The 18,545-nt window shown below is 52.1% G+C and carries 18 protein-coding genes; 11 read left to right on the forward strand and 7 right to left on the reverse strand.

The window, feature by feature from the left end; all coding sequences use genetic code 11:
• Nucleotides 1-190 precede the first annotated feature (190 nt).
• Nucleotides 191-1,309 carry a tRNA guanosine(34) transglycosylase Tgt gene (gene tgt, locus OOT00_RS13165; protein WP_265425848.1) on the reverse strand — a complete coding sequence of 373 codons (1,119 nt, stop codon included), beginning with the start codon at nt 1,307-1,309 and terminating at the stop codon, nt 191-193.
• Between the two features lie 284 nt (nt 1,310-1,593).
• On the opposite strand from tgt, the gene OOT00_RS13170 reads away from it, so the two are divergent.
• Nucleotides 1,594-2,232: an outer membrane lipoprotein carrier protein LolA gene (locus tag OOT00_RS13170; protein WP_265425849.1), complete on the forward strand. Its 639-nt coding sequence runs from the start codon at nt 1,594-1,596 to the stop codon at nt 2,230-2,232.
• A gap of 136 nt (nt 2,233-2,368) precedes the next feature.
• Nucleotides 2,369-3,265, forward strand: a complete 897-nt coding sequence (gene nadA / locus OOT00_RS13175) for a quinolinate synthase NadA (RefSeq protein ID WP_265425850.1) — start codon at nt 2,369-2,371, stop codon at nt 3,263-3,265.
• 105 nt (nt 3,266-3,370) lie between these two features.
• Here the strand turns inward: nadA and OOT00_RS13180 are convergent, their stop codons facing one another.
• From OOT00_RS13180 to radA, 4 genes are all read right to left on the reverse strand, one after another.
• Nucleotides 3,371-3,889: a protease complex subunit PrcB family protein gene (locus OOT00_RS13180; protein ID WP_265425851.1), complete on the reverse strand. Its 519-nt coding sequence runs from the start codon at nt 3,887-3,889 to the stop codon at nt 3,371-3,373.
• Nucleotides 3,890-4,006: 117 nt separating this feature from the next.
• Nucleotides 4,007-4,741, reverse strand: coding sequence for a YebC/PmpR family DNA-binding transcriptional regulator (locus OOT00_RS13185; protein ID WP_265425852.1), 735 nt, complete (start codon nt 4,739-4,741; stop codon nt 4,007-4,009).
• 55 nt (nt 4,742-4,796) lie between these two features.
• The gene (locus OOT00_RS13190) at nt 4,797-5,432 is read right to left on the reverse strand and encodes an SAM-dependent methyltransferase (protein WP_265425853.1); all 636 of its coding nucleotides are present in this window, start codon (nt 5,430-5,432) and stop codon (nt 4,797-4,799) included.
• A gap of 170 nt (nt 5,433-5,602) precedes the next feature.
• Nucleotides 5,603-6,955 (reverse strand): DNA repair protein RadA, encoded by a 1,353-nt coding sequence (radA, locus tag OOT00_RS13195; RefSeq protein ID WP_368407603.1) that lies wholly within the window; start codon nt 6,953-6,955, stop codon nt 5,603-5,605.
• A gap of 157 nt (nt 6,956-7,112) precedes the next feature.
• Between radA and OOT00_RS13200 the strand changes: the two genes are divergently transcribed.
• The 4 genes from OOT00_RS13200 (at nt 7,113) to OOT00_RS13215 (ending at nt 10,020) form a co-directional block, all read left to right on the forward strand.
• Complete coding sequence (locus OOT00_RS13200; protein ID WP_265425854.1) at nt 7,113-7,931, forward strand: histidinol-phosphatase; 819 nt, start codon at nt 7,113-7,115, stop codon at nt 7,929-7,931.
• Nucleotides 7,928-8,872 (forward strand): lytic murein transglycosylase, encoded by a 945-nt coding sequence (locus tag OOT00_RS13205; RefSeq protein WP_265425855.1) that lies wholly within the window; start codon nt 7,928-7,930, stop codon nt 8,870-8,872. Before OOT00_RS13200 ends, OOT00_RS13205 begins: the two co-directional genes overlap by 4 nt.
• A gap of 128 nt (nt 8,873-9,000) precedes the next feature.
• Nucleotides 9,001-9,213 carry a PLDc N-terminal domain-containing protein gene (locus OOT00_RS13210; RefSeq protein WP_265425856.1) on the forward strand — a complete coding sequence of 71 codons (213 nt, stop codon included), beginning with the start codon at nt 9,001-9,003 and terminating at the stop codon, nt 9,211-9,213.
• A gap of 15 nt (nt 9,214-9,228) precedes the next feature.
• Nucleotides 9,229-10,020, forward strand: coding sequence for a sirohydrochlorin cobaltochelatase (locus OOT00_RS13215; RefSeq protein ID WP_265425857.1), 792 nt, complete (start codon nt 9,229-9,231; stop codon nt 10,018-10,020).
• Here OOT00_RS13215 and OOT00_RS13220 read toward each other — a convergent pair.
• Nucleotides 9,998-12,166 carry a DUF3141 domain-containing protein gene (locus OOT00_RS13220; protein ID WP_265425858.1) on the reverse strand — a complete coding sequence of 723 codons (2,169 nt, stop codon included), beginning with the start codon at nt 12,164-12,166 and terminating at the stop codon, nt 9,998-10,000. The two genes, OOT00_RS13215 and OOT00_RS13220, sit on opposite strands and share 23 nt — an antisense overlap.
• A 32-nt stretch (nt 12,167-12,198) precedes the next feature.
• Nucleotides 12,199-13,047, reverse strand: coding sequence for an NAD(+)/NADH kinase (locus OOT00_RS13225; RefSeq protein WP_265425859.1), 849 nt, complete (start codon nt 13,045-13,047; stop codon nt 12,199-12,201).
• Nucleotides 13,048-13,232: 185 nt separating this feature from the next.
• Between OOT00_RS13225 and OOT00_RS13230 the strand changes: the two genes are divergently transcribed.
• From OOT00_RS13230 to OOT00_RS13250, 5 genes are all read left to right on the forward strand, one after another.
• Nucleotides 13,233-14,369 carry a branched-chain amino acid ABC transporter substrate-binding protein gene (locus OOT00_RS13230; RefSeq protein WP_265425860.1) on the forward strand — a complete coding sequence of 379 codons (1,137 nt, stop codon included), beginning with the start codon at nt 13,233-13,235 and terminating at the stop codon, nt 14,367-14,369.
• Nucleotides 14,370-14,635: 266 nt separating this feature from the next.
• Nucleotides 14,636-15,538 carry a branched-chain amino acid ABC transporter permease gene (locus tag OOT00_RS13235; protein WP_265425861.1) on the forward strand — a complete coding sequence of 301 codons (903 nt, stop codon included), beginning with the start codon at nt 14,636-14,638 and terminating at the stop codon, nt 15,536-15,538.
• 10 nt (nt 15,539-15,548) lie between these two features.
• Complete coding sequence (locus OOT00_RS13240) at nt 15,549-16,769, forward strand: ABC transporter permease subunit (RefSeq protein ID WP_265425862.1); 1,221 nt, start codon at nt 15,549-15,551, stop codon at nt 16,767-16,769.
• Nucleotides 16,770-16,773: 4 nt separating this feature from the next.
• Nucleotides 16,774-17,568, forward strand: a complete 795-nt coding sequence (locus OOT00_RS13245) for an ABC transporter ATP-binding protein (protein ID WP_265425863.1) — start codon at nt 16,774-16,776, stop codon at nt 17,566-17,568.
• Complete coding sequence (locus OOT00_RS13250) at nt 17,555-18,259, forward strand: ABC transporter ATP-binding protein (RefSeq protein WP_265425864.1); 705 nt, start codon at nt 17,555-17,557, stop codon at nt 18,257-18,259. The genes OOT00_RS13245 and OOT00_RS13250 overlap by 14 nt, the downstream gene beginning before the upstream one ends.
• The last annotated feature ends 286 nt before the right edge of the window (nt 18,260-18,545 follow it).

Consider the following 18,545-nt stretch of genomic DNA (forward strand, 5'->3'; position numbering starts at 1 on the left):
ATGGAGGCTCCTTGCCGGACAAAAAAACAGGATGTCGCAATTCCTTACCCGATATGACAGCGCAAAGGAATTTCCTGCCACCCCGAAAAAAACCTGCCCCTTACCGCCATGAACCCGGGATAAAAAAGCCTTATCGCCCCTGCCGGACAGGATGAAGCCACACTCCCTTCACAAACCACCGGATTCATTGTCAGCGATTTTTCCGATATCTCTCCAGCCATTCCCGCTTAAAGGATTCGAAACGATTCTCCTCTATGGCCACGCGAATATCTGTCATAAGATCCTGATAAAAAGTAAGATTATGAATGGTCGCAAGGGTTTCTGCCAGAGGGTCGCCGGAAAAGAAAAGATACCGGAGAACCATACGGGAAAACGTACGGCAGGTATAACAGGAACAATGCGTATCCAGAGGATACCGGTCTTTACGGAAATTTTTGTTTTTAATACGTAATTTCCCCATACGGGTGAAAAGGGTCCCCTGGCGGGCATAGCGGGTGGGAATGACACAGTCAAACATATCCATACCCTGATGAACGGCCTCCAGAATATCCTCAGGGAGTCCCACTCCCATAAGGTAACGCGGCAGATCTTCGGGCAGACAGGGTGCTGTCACACTCACAACACGGCGCATAAGATCAAAACCCTCTCCCACACTCACGCCGCCGATGGCAAATCCGTCAAAGGGAATGGAGGTAATCTCCTTTGCACTTTTCCGTCTCAGGTCATCATAAATGCCTCCCTGCACGATACCGAAAAGGAACTGATGCTCCTGCAGTGCGGATGCCCGGCATCTTCTTGCCCACGCCGTTGTCAGTGCCAGGGATTCTTCCACATATTTCCGGTCTGCCGTATGGGAAACGCATTCATCAAAAGCCATCACAATATCCGCACCCAGATCCCGCTGAATTTCCATGGACCTTTCCGGTGTCAGCTGAACCCTTTCTCCTTCTTCTTCATAGGAGAAGGTCACACCCTCATCACTGATCACGCGATCCGGCAGAGAGAACACCTGAAAACCACCCGAGTCCGTAAGAATGGTCTGATTCCACCCCATGAAGCGGTGAAGTCCTCCCACATATTTCACGGATGCAAGACGATCACCCAGAGAGAGGTGATAGGTATTGGCCAGAAGAACCTGAGACCCGCTTTCCTCCACATCTTTTGCAGGCGTTGAATGAACATAGCCTGCCGTTCCCACGGGCATGAACGCCGGTGTCTGCACCGACCCGTGGTGGGTGGTGAACTCTCCCCTCCGGGCACCGCTTTTGTCCTTTGCAAGCATTGTAAACTGAATATCTTTTTGCGCCATGCGCTTTTTCCTTTCCAACCAAGCTGATAGAAAAATAAATAAAAGACAGCAAACACCGGCCGACTCCCATTCCGGAGAAAGGAAGCCCTCCCCCATGCCGACTGCCTCCGCTTCGCAGCGGTCTGATGCAGCAAAGAGCTGCCCCCATTTTACACCCAAAAGACATTCCGCTGTTCCGCTGCATGCCGTTTACAAAAGAGACGGTTTTCGTTACCGTAGGGCTCCAACGGAGAAAGACTCTCCGACGTGCTCATAACCTGCAACCTCCAGATACGGAAAACAACATGCTTCGCTCTGTGCTTGTTCTTCTTTTACTCTTCACTTTCACCGGCCCGGCCCTTGCCGGGGAAAAAACAGTTCAGGCCATGGAAGCCCGGTATCAGGGGCTGTGTTTTTCAGCACGCTTTCACCAGATATCCGTTCTCAGCGCCATGAACATTTCGGAAAAAGCCGAAGGGAGGGTTATCTTTGCCCATCCAGGACGTATGCGCTGGGAATATGAGACTCCGGAACCCAGACTGATTCTCACGGACGGCACCACCCTGTGGATCCATTCCCCCCTTGAAAAAGAAGTGCTCACAGGTGCGGCAGAACCTTACTTCGGCAAGGGCAAGGGAGGCCGCTTTCTTTCTGACATGTCCTCTCTGCGTGAGGATTTTACCTACACCCGCATTTCTGAACCGGGCATCCGCCCTGTCCGGATCCGCTTTCTGCCCAACAATCCGGAACCGGGCCTTACGGAACTTTTCATTGAAGCAGAAGAATCCACAGGTCTCATTACGGGCATAGAAACCGTCAATGCCTATGGAGATGTCACACGCATCCGCTTTTTTGGTGAAGAGCACCATACCGGATGTAAAGAAGCCATGTTTCATTTTGTCATTCCGGAAGGAAACCGCCAGTTTGAACTGGGAGAACCATGAACCCACCCGGAGCTTCTTTTAAAACAATCCCAAAGAAACCTTGGAAAGCGTTTCCTTTTACAGGAAATAACAGGACAAAAAAAGGAAACTTTTCGTATAAAATTCACTTCCATAAGAAAACAACAGGATTGCTCACATGAAAGATATCATTCGTCAGCTTGCCAGAAAGAAAAATGCCATTATTCTGGCCCATAACTATGTGCCGTCAGACATTCAGGATGTTGCCGATCTTTGTGGAGATTCTCTGGAACTGAGCCTGAAGGCAGCTGAAACAGACGCGGATATCATTGTCTTTTGTGGTGTCCGCTTCATGGCAGAAACGGCAGCCATTCTCTCCCCGGAAAAAACCGTTCTCCTCCCGGTGGAAGATGCCGGCTGCCCCATGGCGGATATGGTAACGCCGGAAACTCTGAGACAACGGAAAGCCCAGCTCCCCGGCATTCCGGTGGTGACCTATGTCAATTCCACAGCCGCTGTCAAAGCCCTTTCCGACATCTGCTGCACCTCCGCCAATGTACTTCAGGTTGTGGAAAGCCTTGACAGCAAAGAAATTCTTATGACTCCAGACCGCAATCTCGCCCTCTACGCAGCCAGTCATACATCGAAAACCATTCACCTCTGGGAAGGTTTCTGTCCCTTCCACAACACCCTCACCCGTCAGGACGTCATGGAAGCCCGCAAACAGCATCCGGAAGCCCTTTTCATTGCTCACCCCGAGTGTCCTCCGGAAGTACTGCTCATGGCGGATGCCATCAGCAGTACTTCCGGCATGATCCGTATGGCCAGAGAATCCGATCACAGAGAATTCATCATCGGAACGGAAACGGGTCTCCTCCATCCTCTTCAGCAGGCCTGTCCGGAAAAGGCCTTTTATCCCGCCAGCACAAACATGTTCTGTCCGGACATGAAAAAAATAAGCCTTGCAATCCTTGCCTCCACCCTGGAGAAAGAATCCGGCAGAGTGCAGGTTTCGGAAGATATACGCCTGCCTGCCCTCAAGGCCGTAAAGCGTATGATGGCCCTCAAAGGATAACCATAAAGGACAAGATACACACAAGGCCCCTCTGACGGAATTTCCGCGTAAGGGGCCTTTTTTTAGGGACAGGGACCGTGCCTTTCCCTTCCTACCCTGACAAAGCTAATAGTCCATACGGGTTTTCATCATAAAGTGCCCCGCATCATCCATGGCCTGTACATGACGATGCCCTGTCCTTGGAATTTCAATCAGGATACAAGGCCATGTAAACACCTGTGTGACAGGGCTTCCGGGAGAAGGCCTCAGAAGACGAATCCTTAGAATAGCCGTATCACCAACCGTTTCAAACTCCGTAGATGTCAGACGGATACCATACCCGCCCGTATTTTTCCGGCCCAGCCCGAGAAGGAGCACACCCTTTTCGGTAAAGTCCACATTATCCAGACGAAAAGCCGCATCTGCGCAAATCTGCCCATGACTTTCATGCAAAGCGCCCATATCTTCCGGGCTGCCGATCCATACTCCAAAGGGCTCATCACTGTAAAAACCGCAGTTACTGCCATGATACAGCACATTCACCACCGGAGGTGCTCCCATTGTTTTGGTACCGGAAAAACAGCCACTCACAAGTAGACTGATTACCAGAATGCCACCGAGAGCCCGCCATGGTTTCTGCTTCATGATGCTTTTCCCTTTCCCGAGCATAAAAAGCCATGAAATGGTAAAAAATACAAAATTTTCCAACCAGAATCAAGACCCGCTCACAACCGGATATTCTCTGTGGAGCAACCGTGTCACCTATTCAAAATCCTCCGGGATATCCGCATTGGTGTGAACCTTCTGCACATCATCATTATCCTCAAGCATTTCCATGAGCTTCACCATCTGCTGAGCATCCTTGCCCTCCAGACGGGTCATGGTCTGGGGAATCATACAGACTTCCGCCATGGAAAAAGCAAATCCAGTTGCCTCCAATGCATCCCGAACCGTTTCAAAATCCTGGGGTCCTGTAATAATCTCAAAACAGTCTTCTTCTTCCCGTATATCTTCTGCTCCAGCATCAAGGGCTGCTTCCATAAGAGATTCTTCCTCAACGGCCCCTTTGTCCACCACCATCAGTCCTTTTTTATCAAACATCCAGGCCACGCAACCATTGGCACCCAGGTTACCACCGCATTTACTGAAGGCATGACGCACTTCGCCTACGGTACGGTTCTTGTTATCCGTCATCACCTCCACAATCACCGCTGCGCCGCTGGGACCATAGCCTTCATAGGTGATCTCTTCGTAGTTGGCACCGTCCAGATCACCTATACCTTTTTTAATAGCCCTTTCAATATTATCTTTGGGCATATTTTCCCCACGAGCCGCAATGGTTGCCGTACGCAGCCTCGGGTTGCTGGCAGGGTCCCCTCCCCCTATACGCGCAGCCACCATGATTTCTTTGGCCAGCTTGGTAAAAATTTTCCCTCTACGGATATCTTCCTTACCCTTTTTATGACGTATGTTCGCCCACTTACTGTGCCCTGCCATTCACTCCTCCACTGCAGCTGCACATGCCAGCTGCATTGTAATGTTGTCATTCCCATCAGAGTCTTTTGGAAAAACCCATACCCAGCACATAAATTTCCCGGCTCTGCTTCCGGCAACTTTTGGGCTTAAAAATACGCTGTTTTTCAAAAAGCCTTTTCACATCCGCCAAAAAGGAATCAAATCCCCGTCCCTGAAAAATCTTACAAACAAAATATCCACCCGGCTTCAGCACCTCTGAGGCAAGAAGAAGGGCTGCTTCCGCAAGCGCCGCCGAGCGCAGGGCATCCACATCTCCCATTCCTGTGGTGGCTGGAGCCATATCACTCAGCACCCCATGAACTCCTCCCCCTGCCCATTCACGAATTTGGGGCGAAAGGTCATAAATATCGCCCACCACGGCCTGAGCCTGAGGTGGCAGCCCCAAATTTACCGGCGTCAGGTCCACGCCCAGTACAGCTCCATTTTCGCCCGCTTCTTCAGCGGCATACTGCAGCCAGGATCCCGGAGCACATCCCAGATCCATAATTCGCTGTCCTTTTGCCAGAATACCGTATTTTGCCTGTATCTCTTTCAGCTTATACACCGACCTTGCCGCGTAATTTTCCTTGCGGGCCAGCCGTGTATAATGATCTTCCCAGGAGTTTGCCGGATTTTTTGCAGGCATTCCTCCTTTTGCTTTTTTCACCGCCATGGGACTCCATTCCAGACAATAGGAAAGCCAGCGGGGCAACCCCCCGTTTTCATGTTCCCTTCGTGCCTTTTATCCATGGGCTCACACCTCACAATACCCTGAAAAATTTACCCATTGCCCTACACATACCACCTTACAGAAGCGAGATGAAGTTTTTTTCAATGACAGTTTCAGAACAACCTTTCCATGGCATCCTCCACCGTTTTTACACCTTCCAGAGTCAATCCATCGGGAGCCTGAATCCGTTTCGCCGAAGAAAAAGGTACCAGGCAACGGGTGAATCCCATTTTCAGTGCTTCTCCCATCCGGGTCTCCAGATGACTCACGGCTCTGACCTCGCCCGTGAGTCCCACCTCACCCAGAACCACCGTCTTGCCATCCACGGCCCGGTCCAGAAAGCTGGAAGCCAGTGCCGCTACAACACCCATATCGACGGCCGGCTCATCCACCCTTACCCCGCCAGCCACATTCATGAAAATATCATGGCCGGCAAGATTCAGCCCCACTTTTTTTTCCAGTACTGCCGCCAGAAGGGCAACCCGGTTGCTGTCAAGACCTGCAATGGTCCGTCGAGGAGAACCCGCCCCTGTTCCCGTTACCAGAGCCTGCAGCTCAACCAGAATAGGACGGGTTCCTTCCATACTGGTTGTGACCACGGAGCCTGCGGCAGCCTGGGGTCTTTCTGCAAGAAAAACAGCCGAAGGATTGCCCACCTCCCGCAATCCCGCTTCCTGCATCTCAAACACTCCGATTTCATTGGTGGAACCAAACCTGTTTTTAACGGCCCTCAGGATACGGAAAACATGATTCCGATCCCCTTCAAAATACAGAACGGTATCCACCATATGCTCCAGCAGACGGGGTCCCGCAATGGCACCATCTTTAGTGACGTGCCCCACCAGCAGAGTTGGAATGCCAATGCGTTTGGCAAAGACCATAAGCCTGAGGGTAGCTTCCCTGACCTGGGAAACACTTCCCGGCGCAGAAGACAGCTCTGGGCTGAACATGGTCTGTATGGAATCAATCACCAGAACATCGGGCTTTCTCGATTCAGCCAGCTGCAGAACCCTTTCCACCTCCGTTTCCGCTGCCACAAGAATACCCGGCCTGACAGCGTCCAGACGTTCGGAACGCAACCGGATCTGGCGGACAGACTCCTCACCGGAAACATAGAGAACTTCCTTGCCCATACCAGCAAGCCCTGCAAGGGTCTGCAGCATAAGGGTGGATTTACCTATGCCCGGATCCCCTCCAATGAGTACCAGACTACCGGCAACCAAACCACCTCCCAGCACACGGTCCAGCTCCGCAATACCCGTCCGGATGCGTTTTTCCGCATCCAGAGGTATGCTGTCCATGGGAAACACCTGCAGGTCCAAAGCTTTCTGCCCCCTTGAGGGAACTTCCCGTTCTTCAAGAAAACTGTCCCAGCCATCACACTCCGGGCATCGGCCCATCCAGCGCGGAGCCCTGTGACCACAGGCCTGACATACGAAAATACTCTTCTGATTTTTCTTCATCATTTGACCCCCAGCATCAATCAGGCTAGTGTTCTTTGGGGCATCATCCGCAGGCAGTCAAACAACCCTGTCTCTTCAGAAACACCATACAGATCGCAAAAGACAGCCCCTCCCCAACCCGAAGATAACAGAAACAGGTCCTGCTTCAGAGGAAAAAACCATGCTTGACTATCATGTTCATACTCCCCTGTGCAAGCATGCCACAGGGACTCCCGCCGCCATGGTACGGGCAGCCGTGGCAAAAGGCCTGCAAGAGGTAGCCTTTCTGGATCACCTGACCCTTCCTCCCCTGCCCACGGATCACAGCATGACCCTTAAAGACATCCCTTTTTATCTCAATACGATCCGGGAACTGACCCATGCATGGGAAGGCCGCATCCGTGTCCTTGCCGGACTGGAGATAGATTTTCACCCGGATTGTCTGCCAACCCTGCGGACCGTATGCAACAGCTTTGATCTGGATATTGTGGGGGGGTCTGTTCACTTTGTGAACGGCCATAATATTGCCAGCCGCAGCGGGATAAAAACCTGGGCAGCCCTGCCCCCCCTGCCCCTTTACCATGCCTACATCGACACCATGGAAGCCTTGGTGGATGCCGATTTATGTGATATGCTCTGCCACCTTGACCTCATGGATAAATTTGCCCCCCTCCTTTCGCACGAGCAGAGACAGGAAATCGATAGCCGCATGAACAACCTTCTCAGCCTTGTTGCCCGCAAACAAACGGTTGTGGAAGTCAATGGATCCGGCATGGATCAGCCCAAGGGCCATCCCTACCCGTCCCCTTCCCTTCTGGCGGCCTGCCATGAAAAAGGTATTCCCGTTACCCTTTCCTCCGATGCCCACAATCCTTTTTCCGTTGGACGCCACAACCAGGCACTTCTTGGCTATATCCGGCAAGCCGGCTATAAGGCCATCACAAAATTTTACGGACGCAAACCCCATTCCATGATCCTGACAGAAGGAGGCCAGCCATGAACAGCACGCCCCCCCTTTTTCCTCGCAGACAGAAATCACAGGGCATAATCCGAAATTTTTTCGCTGTAACAGGTATCGTCTTCTCCTTGTTCTTCTTTTTTTCCGCCGGAGCCTCGGAAAGATCCGCCCCGCAGGATCCGGAATTTGTCCCCGTTCTGCACCAGCTTCTGACCGATGGCGTGGACGCAGGCCTTTTGCAAAATGTTTTTGCACACCCGGATATGCGCTTCCATGTCGACATACCGGCCCTTTTTTTCATTATTCAGGAAAGCAGGCTGGACTACGATCAGTTTTCCCGGCCACAACCCGTTCAGCAGGCCAGAAACTACATGGAAACCCACGGGGAAATCCTCAACCGTGCTGAACAGATTTATGGTGTACCTCCTGACATCCTTACGGCCCTGCTTCTGGTTGAAACCCGTCTGGGAACCTTTATGGGAAGATACTCTGCCGCAGCCAGCCTTGCCAGCATTGCCGCCATGGCATCCCCGGATGTGCAGGAGCAGCTCTGGGAAAAAGTAAAAGACAATACCCGCTACAGCGACAGGGAGTCTTTCCGGAAAAGGGCTGAGAACAGAGCCGCATGGGCACAAAAAGAGCTGGCACCGCTCCTGCGTTACGCCGAAACCAAGGGAGTTCACGCTGCTGAAATCAAGGGTTCCTATGCCGGAGCGGTAGGCATCTGCCAGTTCATGCCCTCCAACATCGAACCCTATGCCGCAGACGGTGACGGGGATGGCATAATCCGCCTGAGCACCCATGAAGATGCTATTTTCAGTGCGGCCCGCTACCTTAAGGAGCACGGATGGCAAAGGGAAATGACTACAAATGAGCAGGAAAGAATTCTTCTGACCTATAACCGGAGCCGCCCTTACGCGCAGGCGATTCTGACGGTATCAGAAAAACTTAGGGATACAAAAGACGTATTACCGATGAAGTAAAAAATCTGCTGTTCTGGAGGGATCATGCCACACGGCTCTACCAAAGCCATGACTGTGGACCGATGGGATTATTGATGGCTGTGCAACTATTTATATGATAACGATTTGTCGGAAAGGATTATATATCGATGGAAACGGTTCTTGTGTGGGTTGGCTTAGGATTTCTTTTTCTCATACTGACCAATCTGGCTTTTTTTGATGTACTGCGAAGGGATTTCGGGTCAAAGGGAAAAAAAGCGTTATGGGGTATAATCGCTCTCATCCCTTTTATCGGATGTATCCTGTATGTCACCATCGGCATGCGACTTGGCAGGCGTCTTCCTCCGGAAACCACCACCTGAACCAAAGGAAACCGAATGTCACGGACTCCCGTTATCCTCACAGCCTTTGGCACCCGCAACAAAACAAAAGAAACAACAGATTTTATTGAAAATTATTTCCGGAAAACCTTCCCCTCCTGTGAATTTCACTGGGCTTTTTCCGCCAGAAGTGTCCAGAAAAACCGACATCAGGGCACCCCTCCCCCCCCGGAAAAAGTATTGCAGGAACTGGCTGACCAGGGGCATTCAGGAGCCGTGATCCAATCCCTTCATGTGGTCTGCGCCGCAGAATTTCATAAACTGATTCCCCTCTGCAGAAATGCGCCCCTTGCTACCCAGCTGAGCCTGCCCCTCCTTGCCTCCGTGGAAGACTGCAGAGCCGCCGCCTGCGCACTGAAGCCTGCCGTCGAAAGCCTTGCTTCCGATACAGCTGCCGTACTGGCCCTGCACGGTTCCTCCCATCCGGGAGGCACTCTGTTCCATCTTATGGGCAGAATCTTTATGGAAACCTGTGGAGACCGGGCTTTTTTCGGAATGATAGAAGGGGAACCCGGCAAAGAAGCAATCGCCCGCCGCATTGGCAAGGCAGGGTTCACAAAAGCGCATATTTTTCCCTTTACCCTTATCACGGGCATCCACGTTGAAAAAGACCTTGCAGGCCCGGAAGATTCCTGGAAAACGGCCTTTCTTGCAGCGGGCATCACACCAGCCATTGATTGCCGCAGCCTTGGCAGACACCCCGCTATCCTGGACATCTTCGGCTCCCATCTGAGAAAAACCCTGGATGCAACGATGGGAACCGGGCCTACACCTCAAGAATTTCCATAATACGATTCAACAATTTCTCTTCGGCAGGATCCACAACCAGATCCGAAAGGGCCAGACACTGGGCCATTTCAACCACACTGAAACGATCAGAAGGGTCTTCCAGTAGTATGGGCAAGGCTTCCATGGCAGCTGCCGGATCCATTTCCAGAATACGGGACTGCTCTCTTACAAGCTCCCGGATACGGGAATCGGGTAAATTGGCGGTTTTGGGGTGGTTACGGATCAACTCCAGCAATACGGTTATTTCCTCCTGATGCACAACTCCATCCGCTCCGGCAACGGCCACAAGAACTCTCACCAGCGCCTCGGAAAAACCACCTCTGGTAATTTTTTCCCGAAAGAACCCATCCTCAGCACTGCGCCATGCTGCTTCATGGGGCCTTTTATCCGGCCCTGCATCTGCCAGAGCCACTTGGGAAGCGGACACCATGCGCACAAAAGGATTGCTGTAAATCAGCATAAAAAATTGCTCTTCCGCCGTTTCCTTCAGCCGGGTGACCATATCCATACAGGTCGCCATGCTATTCACGAAGCTCTCTTCCATTTCACGAAAAAGATTGGTTCCGGGTGCAGGGGAACGATACTGGCGGACGGAACGGGCCGCCAGTTTCACAGGCAGCATCATGGGGTTGATGTCAGCAAGCACCATACGCAGAAAACGCTGGGGATGATGCATCCGTATGAAAGCCGCCGACTGAGGCGTTACCATCTGACGGATCCATGGCTGAACAAAACTGCGGTAGCAGAGATCGTTTACCTTTGAAATTTCCGCCACAGGATAAAAATCCAGCTCATCTTCCACGCCATCATCCAAAGACTCAATATCCTGAAAGGTTCTCGATTCAAAACGCACCTTGTAAGCTTTATCCGAATACCGCGGATCACCCTTCTCAATGATCATCTCATAAAGGCCGGGGGCAAGATAATCCACCATATCAATACTACCAATAATCTCGGAATGTTCCTTTTCCGCAACCCGGTCCGATACAAACAGCCCGATATGGCCCACATTTTCATGCACCATATAAATAATCACCTGCTGCTGATGCTTGACCTCCTCCAGACTGCCCCAGACCTTCAGAATCCAGTTCAATGCCTGCTGGGGAGGGGTAACGTTATCGCCGTCAGAAGAAAACAAAACGATGGGATCTTCCAGCTCCCGGAGGTCAATCCGTTTACCCTCCTGAAAACTTACTTCGCCCAGCTCCAGCTGATTCTCAATGAAAAGATGCTGAATCATGAAACGGATTTCTTCCGAAGTCATGAGATAATAGCTGCTCCACCATCTTGAAAAATCACGAAACCGCTCACCCTCCGTATCCACGTGACCATACAGCCTGTAAGGACTTCGGAGATAGGCTTCCGCCGGATCCAGGGCCTCGTGACCCGAAGCAAGGTTCGCACCATCAAAAAATCCGCCCCCCAGATCGCTGAAAAGCTCCACGCTCCAGACACCGCCGACCAGCCCTGCTTTATAACGCACCACATGGCGGCCCCGTACTCCGGCCCAATAGGAAATGGGAGATCCGTTCAACACCAGGGGACCCGCCAGATTGGGACGATCCGCACTCATCAGCGCCACCGCCCAGCCCGCCTGACTGTTACCAATGATACTGGGCTTGCCGCTCTCCGGATGCAGTCTGGTCACTTCTTCAATAAACCGTATTTCCGCATTTTTCACATCTTCCAGGGTCTGTCCCGGAACTGGCTCGGGAAAAAACAGAATAAAATAGACAGGATGCCCCTTATCCAGAGCAATGCCAACCTCAGACGCCCGTTTCGAACCTCCAAGGCCCGGAGCATTACCGGAGCGGGGATCAATCACGACCACCGGCCTTCGGTCATGTCCAAAACTGACTTTCGGGCTTTTCTTTCGCTCTCCCTTGCAACGCCGGTCCCTCATCCGTACCAGAGCATAGTTCACAGGCCGCTCGAAGGAGCGACCGTCCATGACCATTTCATAGGGAAAAAACAGTACCGGAGGCTGGCCGTCGGCAAGATACTGAAAAAAATCATTACCGTGCTCACGCAGAATATCCCAGAAAAGAAGGGTGCGCTGGGAAGCATCCACCGTGTAGTCCACAAAATCCAGACCACTGTTTGCCAGAGGAAGCATGTCTGCTATTCGGGAAAAATCCTGTGCCATAATATCCTCGCTGGTTACATTGTTAACAAACCTTAAATTCTTTCTCCGCTCCAGCGCAATTTAGCCTTCAGAACATCAAAATAACGCTGATCCGGCAGGGTGATCATCCGTACCGGTATTTCCGCACGGACAACGGAAAGACTGTCTCCATGCTGCAGGGCATGGCCGGACTGACCATCACATGTCAGCATGATATCCTCTGAAGACCGGGGATCCAGCCGAACGGTCACCCGCACGCCATCGGGGAGAATCAGCGGCCGGTTGGTCAGCGTAAAAGGACAGATCGGAGTCAGGAGAATGGCCTTCAGAAAGGGATGGACCACCGGCCCGCCTGCTGCCATGGAATAGGCGGTGGAGCCAGTAGGCGTTGCAATGATAAGACCATCCCCCGTGTAGGTAGTAAGGTAGCGGCCGTCTATTTCCGTGCGAACTCTGGCCAGACGGGCCAAAGCACCCTTGGAAATCACCACATCATTCAGAACCCTTTCCTCCAGCAGCACCTGCCCCCCCCTGTGAAGACTCACCCGGAGACACATTCTCTCTTCAGCCGTGTAGTACCCCTCCAGAACGGCATCCGCAATTTCGTAAAGACGGTCTTCCACCACTTCCGCCAGAAACCCCACCTCACCGAATTTGACGCCAAGAAGCGGTACACCCCGGTTACCGATCCATCGGGCAGCAGAAAGAAAGGTTCCATCACCTCCCAGCGCAAAAACTACCTCCACCTCTGATGGTGCGCCGCAATAGGAAAGAACCTCCTCTCCGGAAGCGGAGTGCCGTACCACCTTCAGTCCCCGGTTTGCCAGCCAGACACTGAAAGCATCGGCTGTTTTCTGAGCCTGTTCATCCTCCTTCACGATCAGCCCCACGGTCGCGGCCATGCATGCCTCCTTATTATGTAAGCTACTGCAGCATAACGGGTTCACCGGGCTGCGTAAAGACAATTTCCAACGTTGTGCCGGAAGAAAAACGCTTTCTCCTTGACGCCCCATCTCCACTTAACTATTTTTATCTTTTATCCGTTTTCAGGTATGGTTCACCCAACCCCATGAGGAGGAAAATCTCCATGAAATCCTTTGTCAGGCTGTCATGTAGCATGGTCCTGGTTCTTCTTGCCACGACCTTCTTTGTTTCCTGCGGTAAAAAGACCGAAGATGAAGTCATCAAAATCGGGTATGGCGGTGCCCTCTCCGGTGATCTCGCCTCCTACGGCATTCCCAGCAGGCGGGCGGCTGAACTGGTTATCAAAAATATCAATGCCGGTGGCGGGCTTCTGGGAAGACAGGTTGTCCTGCTGGCAGAAGATGATGTCTGCCGCCCTGAGGTGGCCACCAACACAGCTACGAAACTTGCCACCGAAGGTGTTGTTGCCGTTATCGGCCACATCTGCTCAGGAGCCACCATTTCAGCTCTTGGCATTTACAACAGTACCAACACGGTCTGCATCTCCCCATCGGCCACCAGCCCGGAAATCACCCAAAGCGGAGACTACCCTGTCTTCTTCCGCACCATTGCTCCGGATGATGCTCAGGCAAGACTGCAGGTGGACTTTGCCCTGGACACCCTCGGCCTTGAAAGAATTGCCATCCTCCATGACCGTGGCGACTACGGCCGGGGACTTGCGGAATTTGCACGTAAATTCATCCAGGAATCCGGTCAGGCAGAAGTCGTTCTGTATGAGGGAATTACCACGGGTGCCATGGACTACACCTCCGTTGTTCAAAATATCCGCAGATCCCAGGCCGATGCCGTCATTTACGGAGGCTACCACCCTGAAGCATCCAAACTCGTGATGCAGATGCGCAACAGCGACATGAAAACCCTCTTTATTTCCGCAGACGGCGTCAAAGATGACACCTTTATCCGTGTTGCCGGCGAGTACGCAGAAGGCGTGTATGCCACAGGACCCGTTGACGTATCCGAGAACCCGCTGGCCGTTGCTGCCCGTGAAGAGCACCGGCAGACCTATGGCGATGATCCCGGAGCATTCTTTTTAAATGCCTATGCAGCCAGCATGGCACTGATGAATGCCATTGAAAAAGCCGGGGCCACGGACGCTGCATCCATCATGAATGCCCTGCGCAGCGAGTACATAGACACACCCCTCGGCAACATCAGCTTTGATGAGAAAGGGGATGCCATTGGCGTTGGCTTTTCCATGTATCAGGTGCAGGACGGTGTCTATGTTGAGCTGAAAGAATAAATAAAACCTGCGGAACAAATACCTTTTGCAGGTAAGAAATTCATACCGGGGGCTTGCTCCCGGTATGAAAATAATATATTGGCAGCACGTTGGCAAAAGGTTGGACCAGAACAGAACGGTCAGGGCTGGGCCCGGAAAGGGAAAAACTTTTTTTCCCTTTCCAGGCTCCGTCACCCATCGGACCTTCTGAAAAAGATTCATCCGCCGGAGATTTCCTGTCCGGAATCTTCTTTGACGCTCATAAACCAACATGGGAAATCTGCACCATGGAACAGTTTCTTGAATATTTCCTCAGCGGCCTCACCCGAGGCAGCATCTACGCCCTCATCGCCCTCGGCTACACGATGGTGTACGGTATCATAGGGCTTATCAATTTTGCCCATGGTGAAATTTATATGATAGGCGCCTTCACCGCCCTCATCGCTGCCACCGCCCTCACCATTCTCGGATTCCCTCCACTGGCCGTTCTGCTCCTTGCCGGCCTTGCCGCAGTTATATGGGCATCCGCCTATGGATTCACCATTGAAAAAGTGGCCTACAAGCCCTTACGGGGAGCCCAACGCCTTTCCCCTCTGATCAGTGCCATCGGGATGTCCATTTTTCTGCAAAATTATGTCATGCTGGCCCAGACTTCCGATTTTCTCCGCTTCCCCTCCCTTATTCCGGAATTCCAGTGGCTGGCTCCCTGGTCCCATATCATGAACACCTCCCGGTTCATTATCCTGGCCACGGCTGCGGTTGCCATGGTTTTTCTCACTCTCCTTATCAGGTACACCCGTACGGGAAAAGCCATGCGCGCCACATCCCAGGACAGAGAAATGGCCCTTCTTGTGGGCGTGAATGTGGACCGCGTCATCTCCAGCACCTTCATCATCGGATCCTCCCTTGCTGCCGTGGGAGGGGTGCTGATAGCCTCCCATATCGGACAGATCAACTACTATGTCGGCTTCATTGCCGGACTGAAGGCCTTTACCGCGGCCGTTCTCGGCGGTATAGGGTCCATTCCCGGTGCTGTTCTGGGAGGGCTGATACTCGGATGGACCGAAAGTTTTGCCACGGGCTATGTTTCATCCGAATATGAAGATGTCTTTGCCTTTGCCCTGCTGGTACTGATTCTGATCTTCCGCCCCGCTGGCATCCTTGGTAAAAACAACACCCAGAAAGTCTGATGAGGTTGGTATGTCTGGTCTTGATGAAGTCAAAAAATCGCTTACTGCCGCAGTCTGGTTCATGTTTCTCACGTTTCCCATCATGGTTGTCCGAGTCCGGCCTCTGGACAGAACCATTGAATGGCGATGGGACAACATGATTTACGTGGGCCTTAGCGTTTTCTTCGGATCCTTTCTATGGCGAAAAATGCTCCGACGCAAGGAAATGGGACTCCGAAGACAGGCCATGGGAGAAGACAGCAGGAGGCAAAATTTCCTTCAGAAAGCAGCGGGGAATCGCCGGTTCCTTGTGCCTGCCACGATGGGCATTCTGGTTATCACCCTTCTCTTTCCCCACCTTGTGAATCCTTATCAGATCAGTATCATGACCCTGGCCCTCATTTACGTGGTATTGGGTCTGGGGCTGAATATCGTTGTGGGGCAGGCAGGACTTTTAAACCTTGGCTATGTTGCTTTTTTTGCCGTGGGGGCTTATTCTTATGCCCTTCTGAATCAGCACTTCGGGCTGGGATTCTGGATCTGCCTGCCCATCGGAGCTTCCCTTGCCGCCCTTTTCGGCATCCTGCTTGCACTGCCCGTTCTTCGGCTCCGGGGGGACTATCTTGCCATTGTCACCCTCGGCTTCGGAGAAATCACCCGCATTGTTCTGGAAAACTGGGGAGCCTTTTCCGGTGGCCCCATTGGCATCCGGAACATACCCAGGCCGGAATTTTTCGGCATGACATTCAGCCTCAGCGAAGCCATTACCTTTATCTACTACATCATGATTGCAGCGGTTATTTTTACTGTTTTTGTGATCAACCGGCTCCAGAACTCCCGTCTGGGAAGGGCCTGGGTAGCCCTTCGTGAAGACGAGATTGCCTGCCAGGCCATGGGCATTGACAAAGCCCGAGTCAAACTCTCCGCCTTTGCTCTGGGTGCCATGTGGGCAGGTATGGCTGGCGTTATTTTCGCTGGATACAACACCTATATCAACCCGAAAAGCTTTACCTTTATGGAATCTGTCATCATTCTTTCCATTGTTGTTCTGGGCGGAATGGGCTCTATCCTGGGGGTCATTCTGGGTGGACTCATCATGATCCTTCTGCCTGAATACCTCCGGGAGGTAGGACACTACCGCATGCTGATCTTTGGTGCCGCCATGATTGTGATGATGGTCTTCCGGCCCCAGGGCCTGATACAGGGTAAACGCAAAGCATATCAATTCCAACGAGACAAAAAGGCAGCCTGAGCCCATGGAACCCATTTTACAAGTACACAACCTCACCATGGATTTTGGTGGCCTCAGGGCCCTGAACCGGGTGAAACTGGATATCAGAGAGGGTGAAATTGTGGCCCTGATAGGCCCCAATGGTGCGGGTAAAACCACCTTTTTTAACTGCATCACGGGCATTTACAAGCCCACGGGTGGCGACATCACCATCACCCCACCGGGAAAAAACAGCCTGCGCATCAATGGCATGAAAGCCAACCGGGTAACGGAAAAAGGACTGGCCAGAACCTTTCAAAATATCCGGCTTTTCCCCAACATGACCGTTTTGGAAAATGTGCTGATAGGACGTCATGTCCGGACCCGCTCGGGTATACTGGGTGCCATCTTCCGTCCTCCTTCCGTCAAAAAAGAGGAAAGGGAAACCGCAGAGCACTGCTATGAACTTTTGCGGAAGGTGAACCTCGCCCCCCAGGTGAACGAGCTGGCCAAAAACCTTTCCTACGGAGCACAGAGACGCCTGGAAATTGCACGGGCCATGGCAACGGACCCTTTTCTGCTGCTTCTGGATGAACCGGCTGCGGGGATGAACGCCATGGAAACTCTGGAGCTTGACCAGTTAATCCGGAGAATACGGGAAGAGGACAGAATCAGCATTCTCCTCATTGAGCATGACATGAAACTGGTCATGAATATCTCTGAGCGTATTTTTGTCATGGACTATGGTTCCAAAATCGCCGAAGGCTCTCCCATGGAGATCAAACAGAACCCCCTTGTCATCAAAGCCTATCTCGGAGAGGAAACCCATGCTGACGATTGAAGGCATCGATACATACTACGGCAATATACGGGCCTTAAAAAATATCTCCATTGAAATTTCCGAGGGGGAAATTGTGGCTCTCATCGGAGCCAATGGCGCGGGTAAAACCACTACCCTCAAGTCCATTTCCGGCATCACTCCGCCCAGAAACGGACGTATCCGTTTTATGGATCAGGATATTCACCACTGTCCACCTGAAAAAATTGTTGCCATGGGATTGTGCCATGTACCCGAAGGCCGCCATATTTTCCCCCAGCTGACGGTACTGGAAAACCTTGAAATGGGGGCCTTTCTCCGCAGGGACAAAACCGGCATACGGCAGGATCTGGACTATATCCTTTCCCTGTTCCCCATCCTTGCCCAACGCCGCAAGCAGGCAGGAGGCACCCTTTCCGGCGGTGAACAGCAGATGCTGGCCATATCCAGAGCCCTGATGGGACGTCCCAAACTCCTGCTTCTCGATGAGCCATCCCTTGGACTCGCCCCACTAATTATCAAGCAAATATTTGAAATAATAGAAAAAATCAACAAGGATGGCACAACCATATTTCTCATTGAACAAAATGCCAATCTGGCCTTAAAAAGCTCCCACAGAGGCTATGTCATGGAAAACGGAGAAATCAGCCTTTCGGATACGGCAGGCAATCTTCTGAAAAATGAAGATGTAAAAAAAGCCTATCTGGGCATCTGAAATCCGGCCCGCCCTCTCTGGCAGAAAGAACCGCAGAACAACTCTGCTGCGCACGGGCATACGCCAGAATCGAGCAGGATAGCGCAGAAGGCCCACTCTGCTGACGTCCTCTCACAAAACGGTGCGTACGGGCCTCGTCCACGGCTCCTGTTCCATCTTATCCCATTTTATGGGGAAAGTTCCTGTTTGTGCTTCGTTTCTTCATTCAATGCTTACTGCCTGTTCGCTCCGATTCTTCTGCGGAGGGAAGGCTCCTTTTATCCGTTTCCGGCAATATACGCCTTCG

It is taken from the genome of Desulfobotulus pelophilus, assembly GCF_026155325.1.
GTDB classification, from domain to species: Bacteria; Desulfobacterota; Desulfobacteria; order Desulfobacterales; family ASO4-4; genus Desulfobotulus; species Desulfobotulus pelophilus.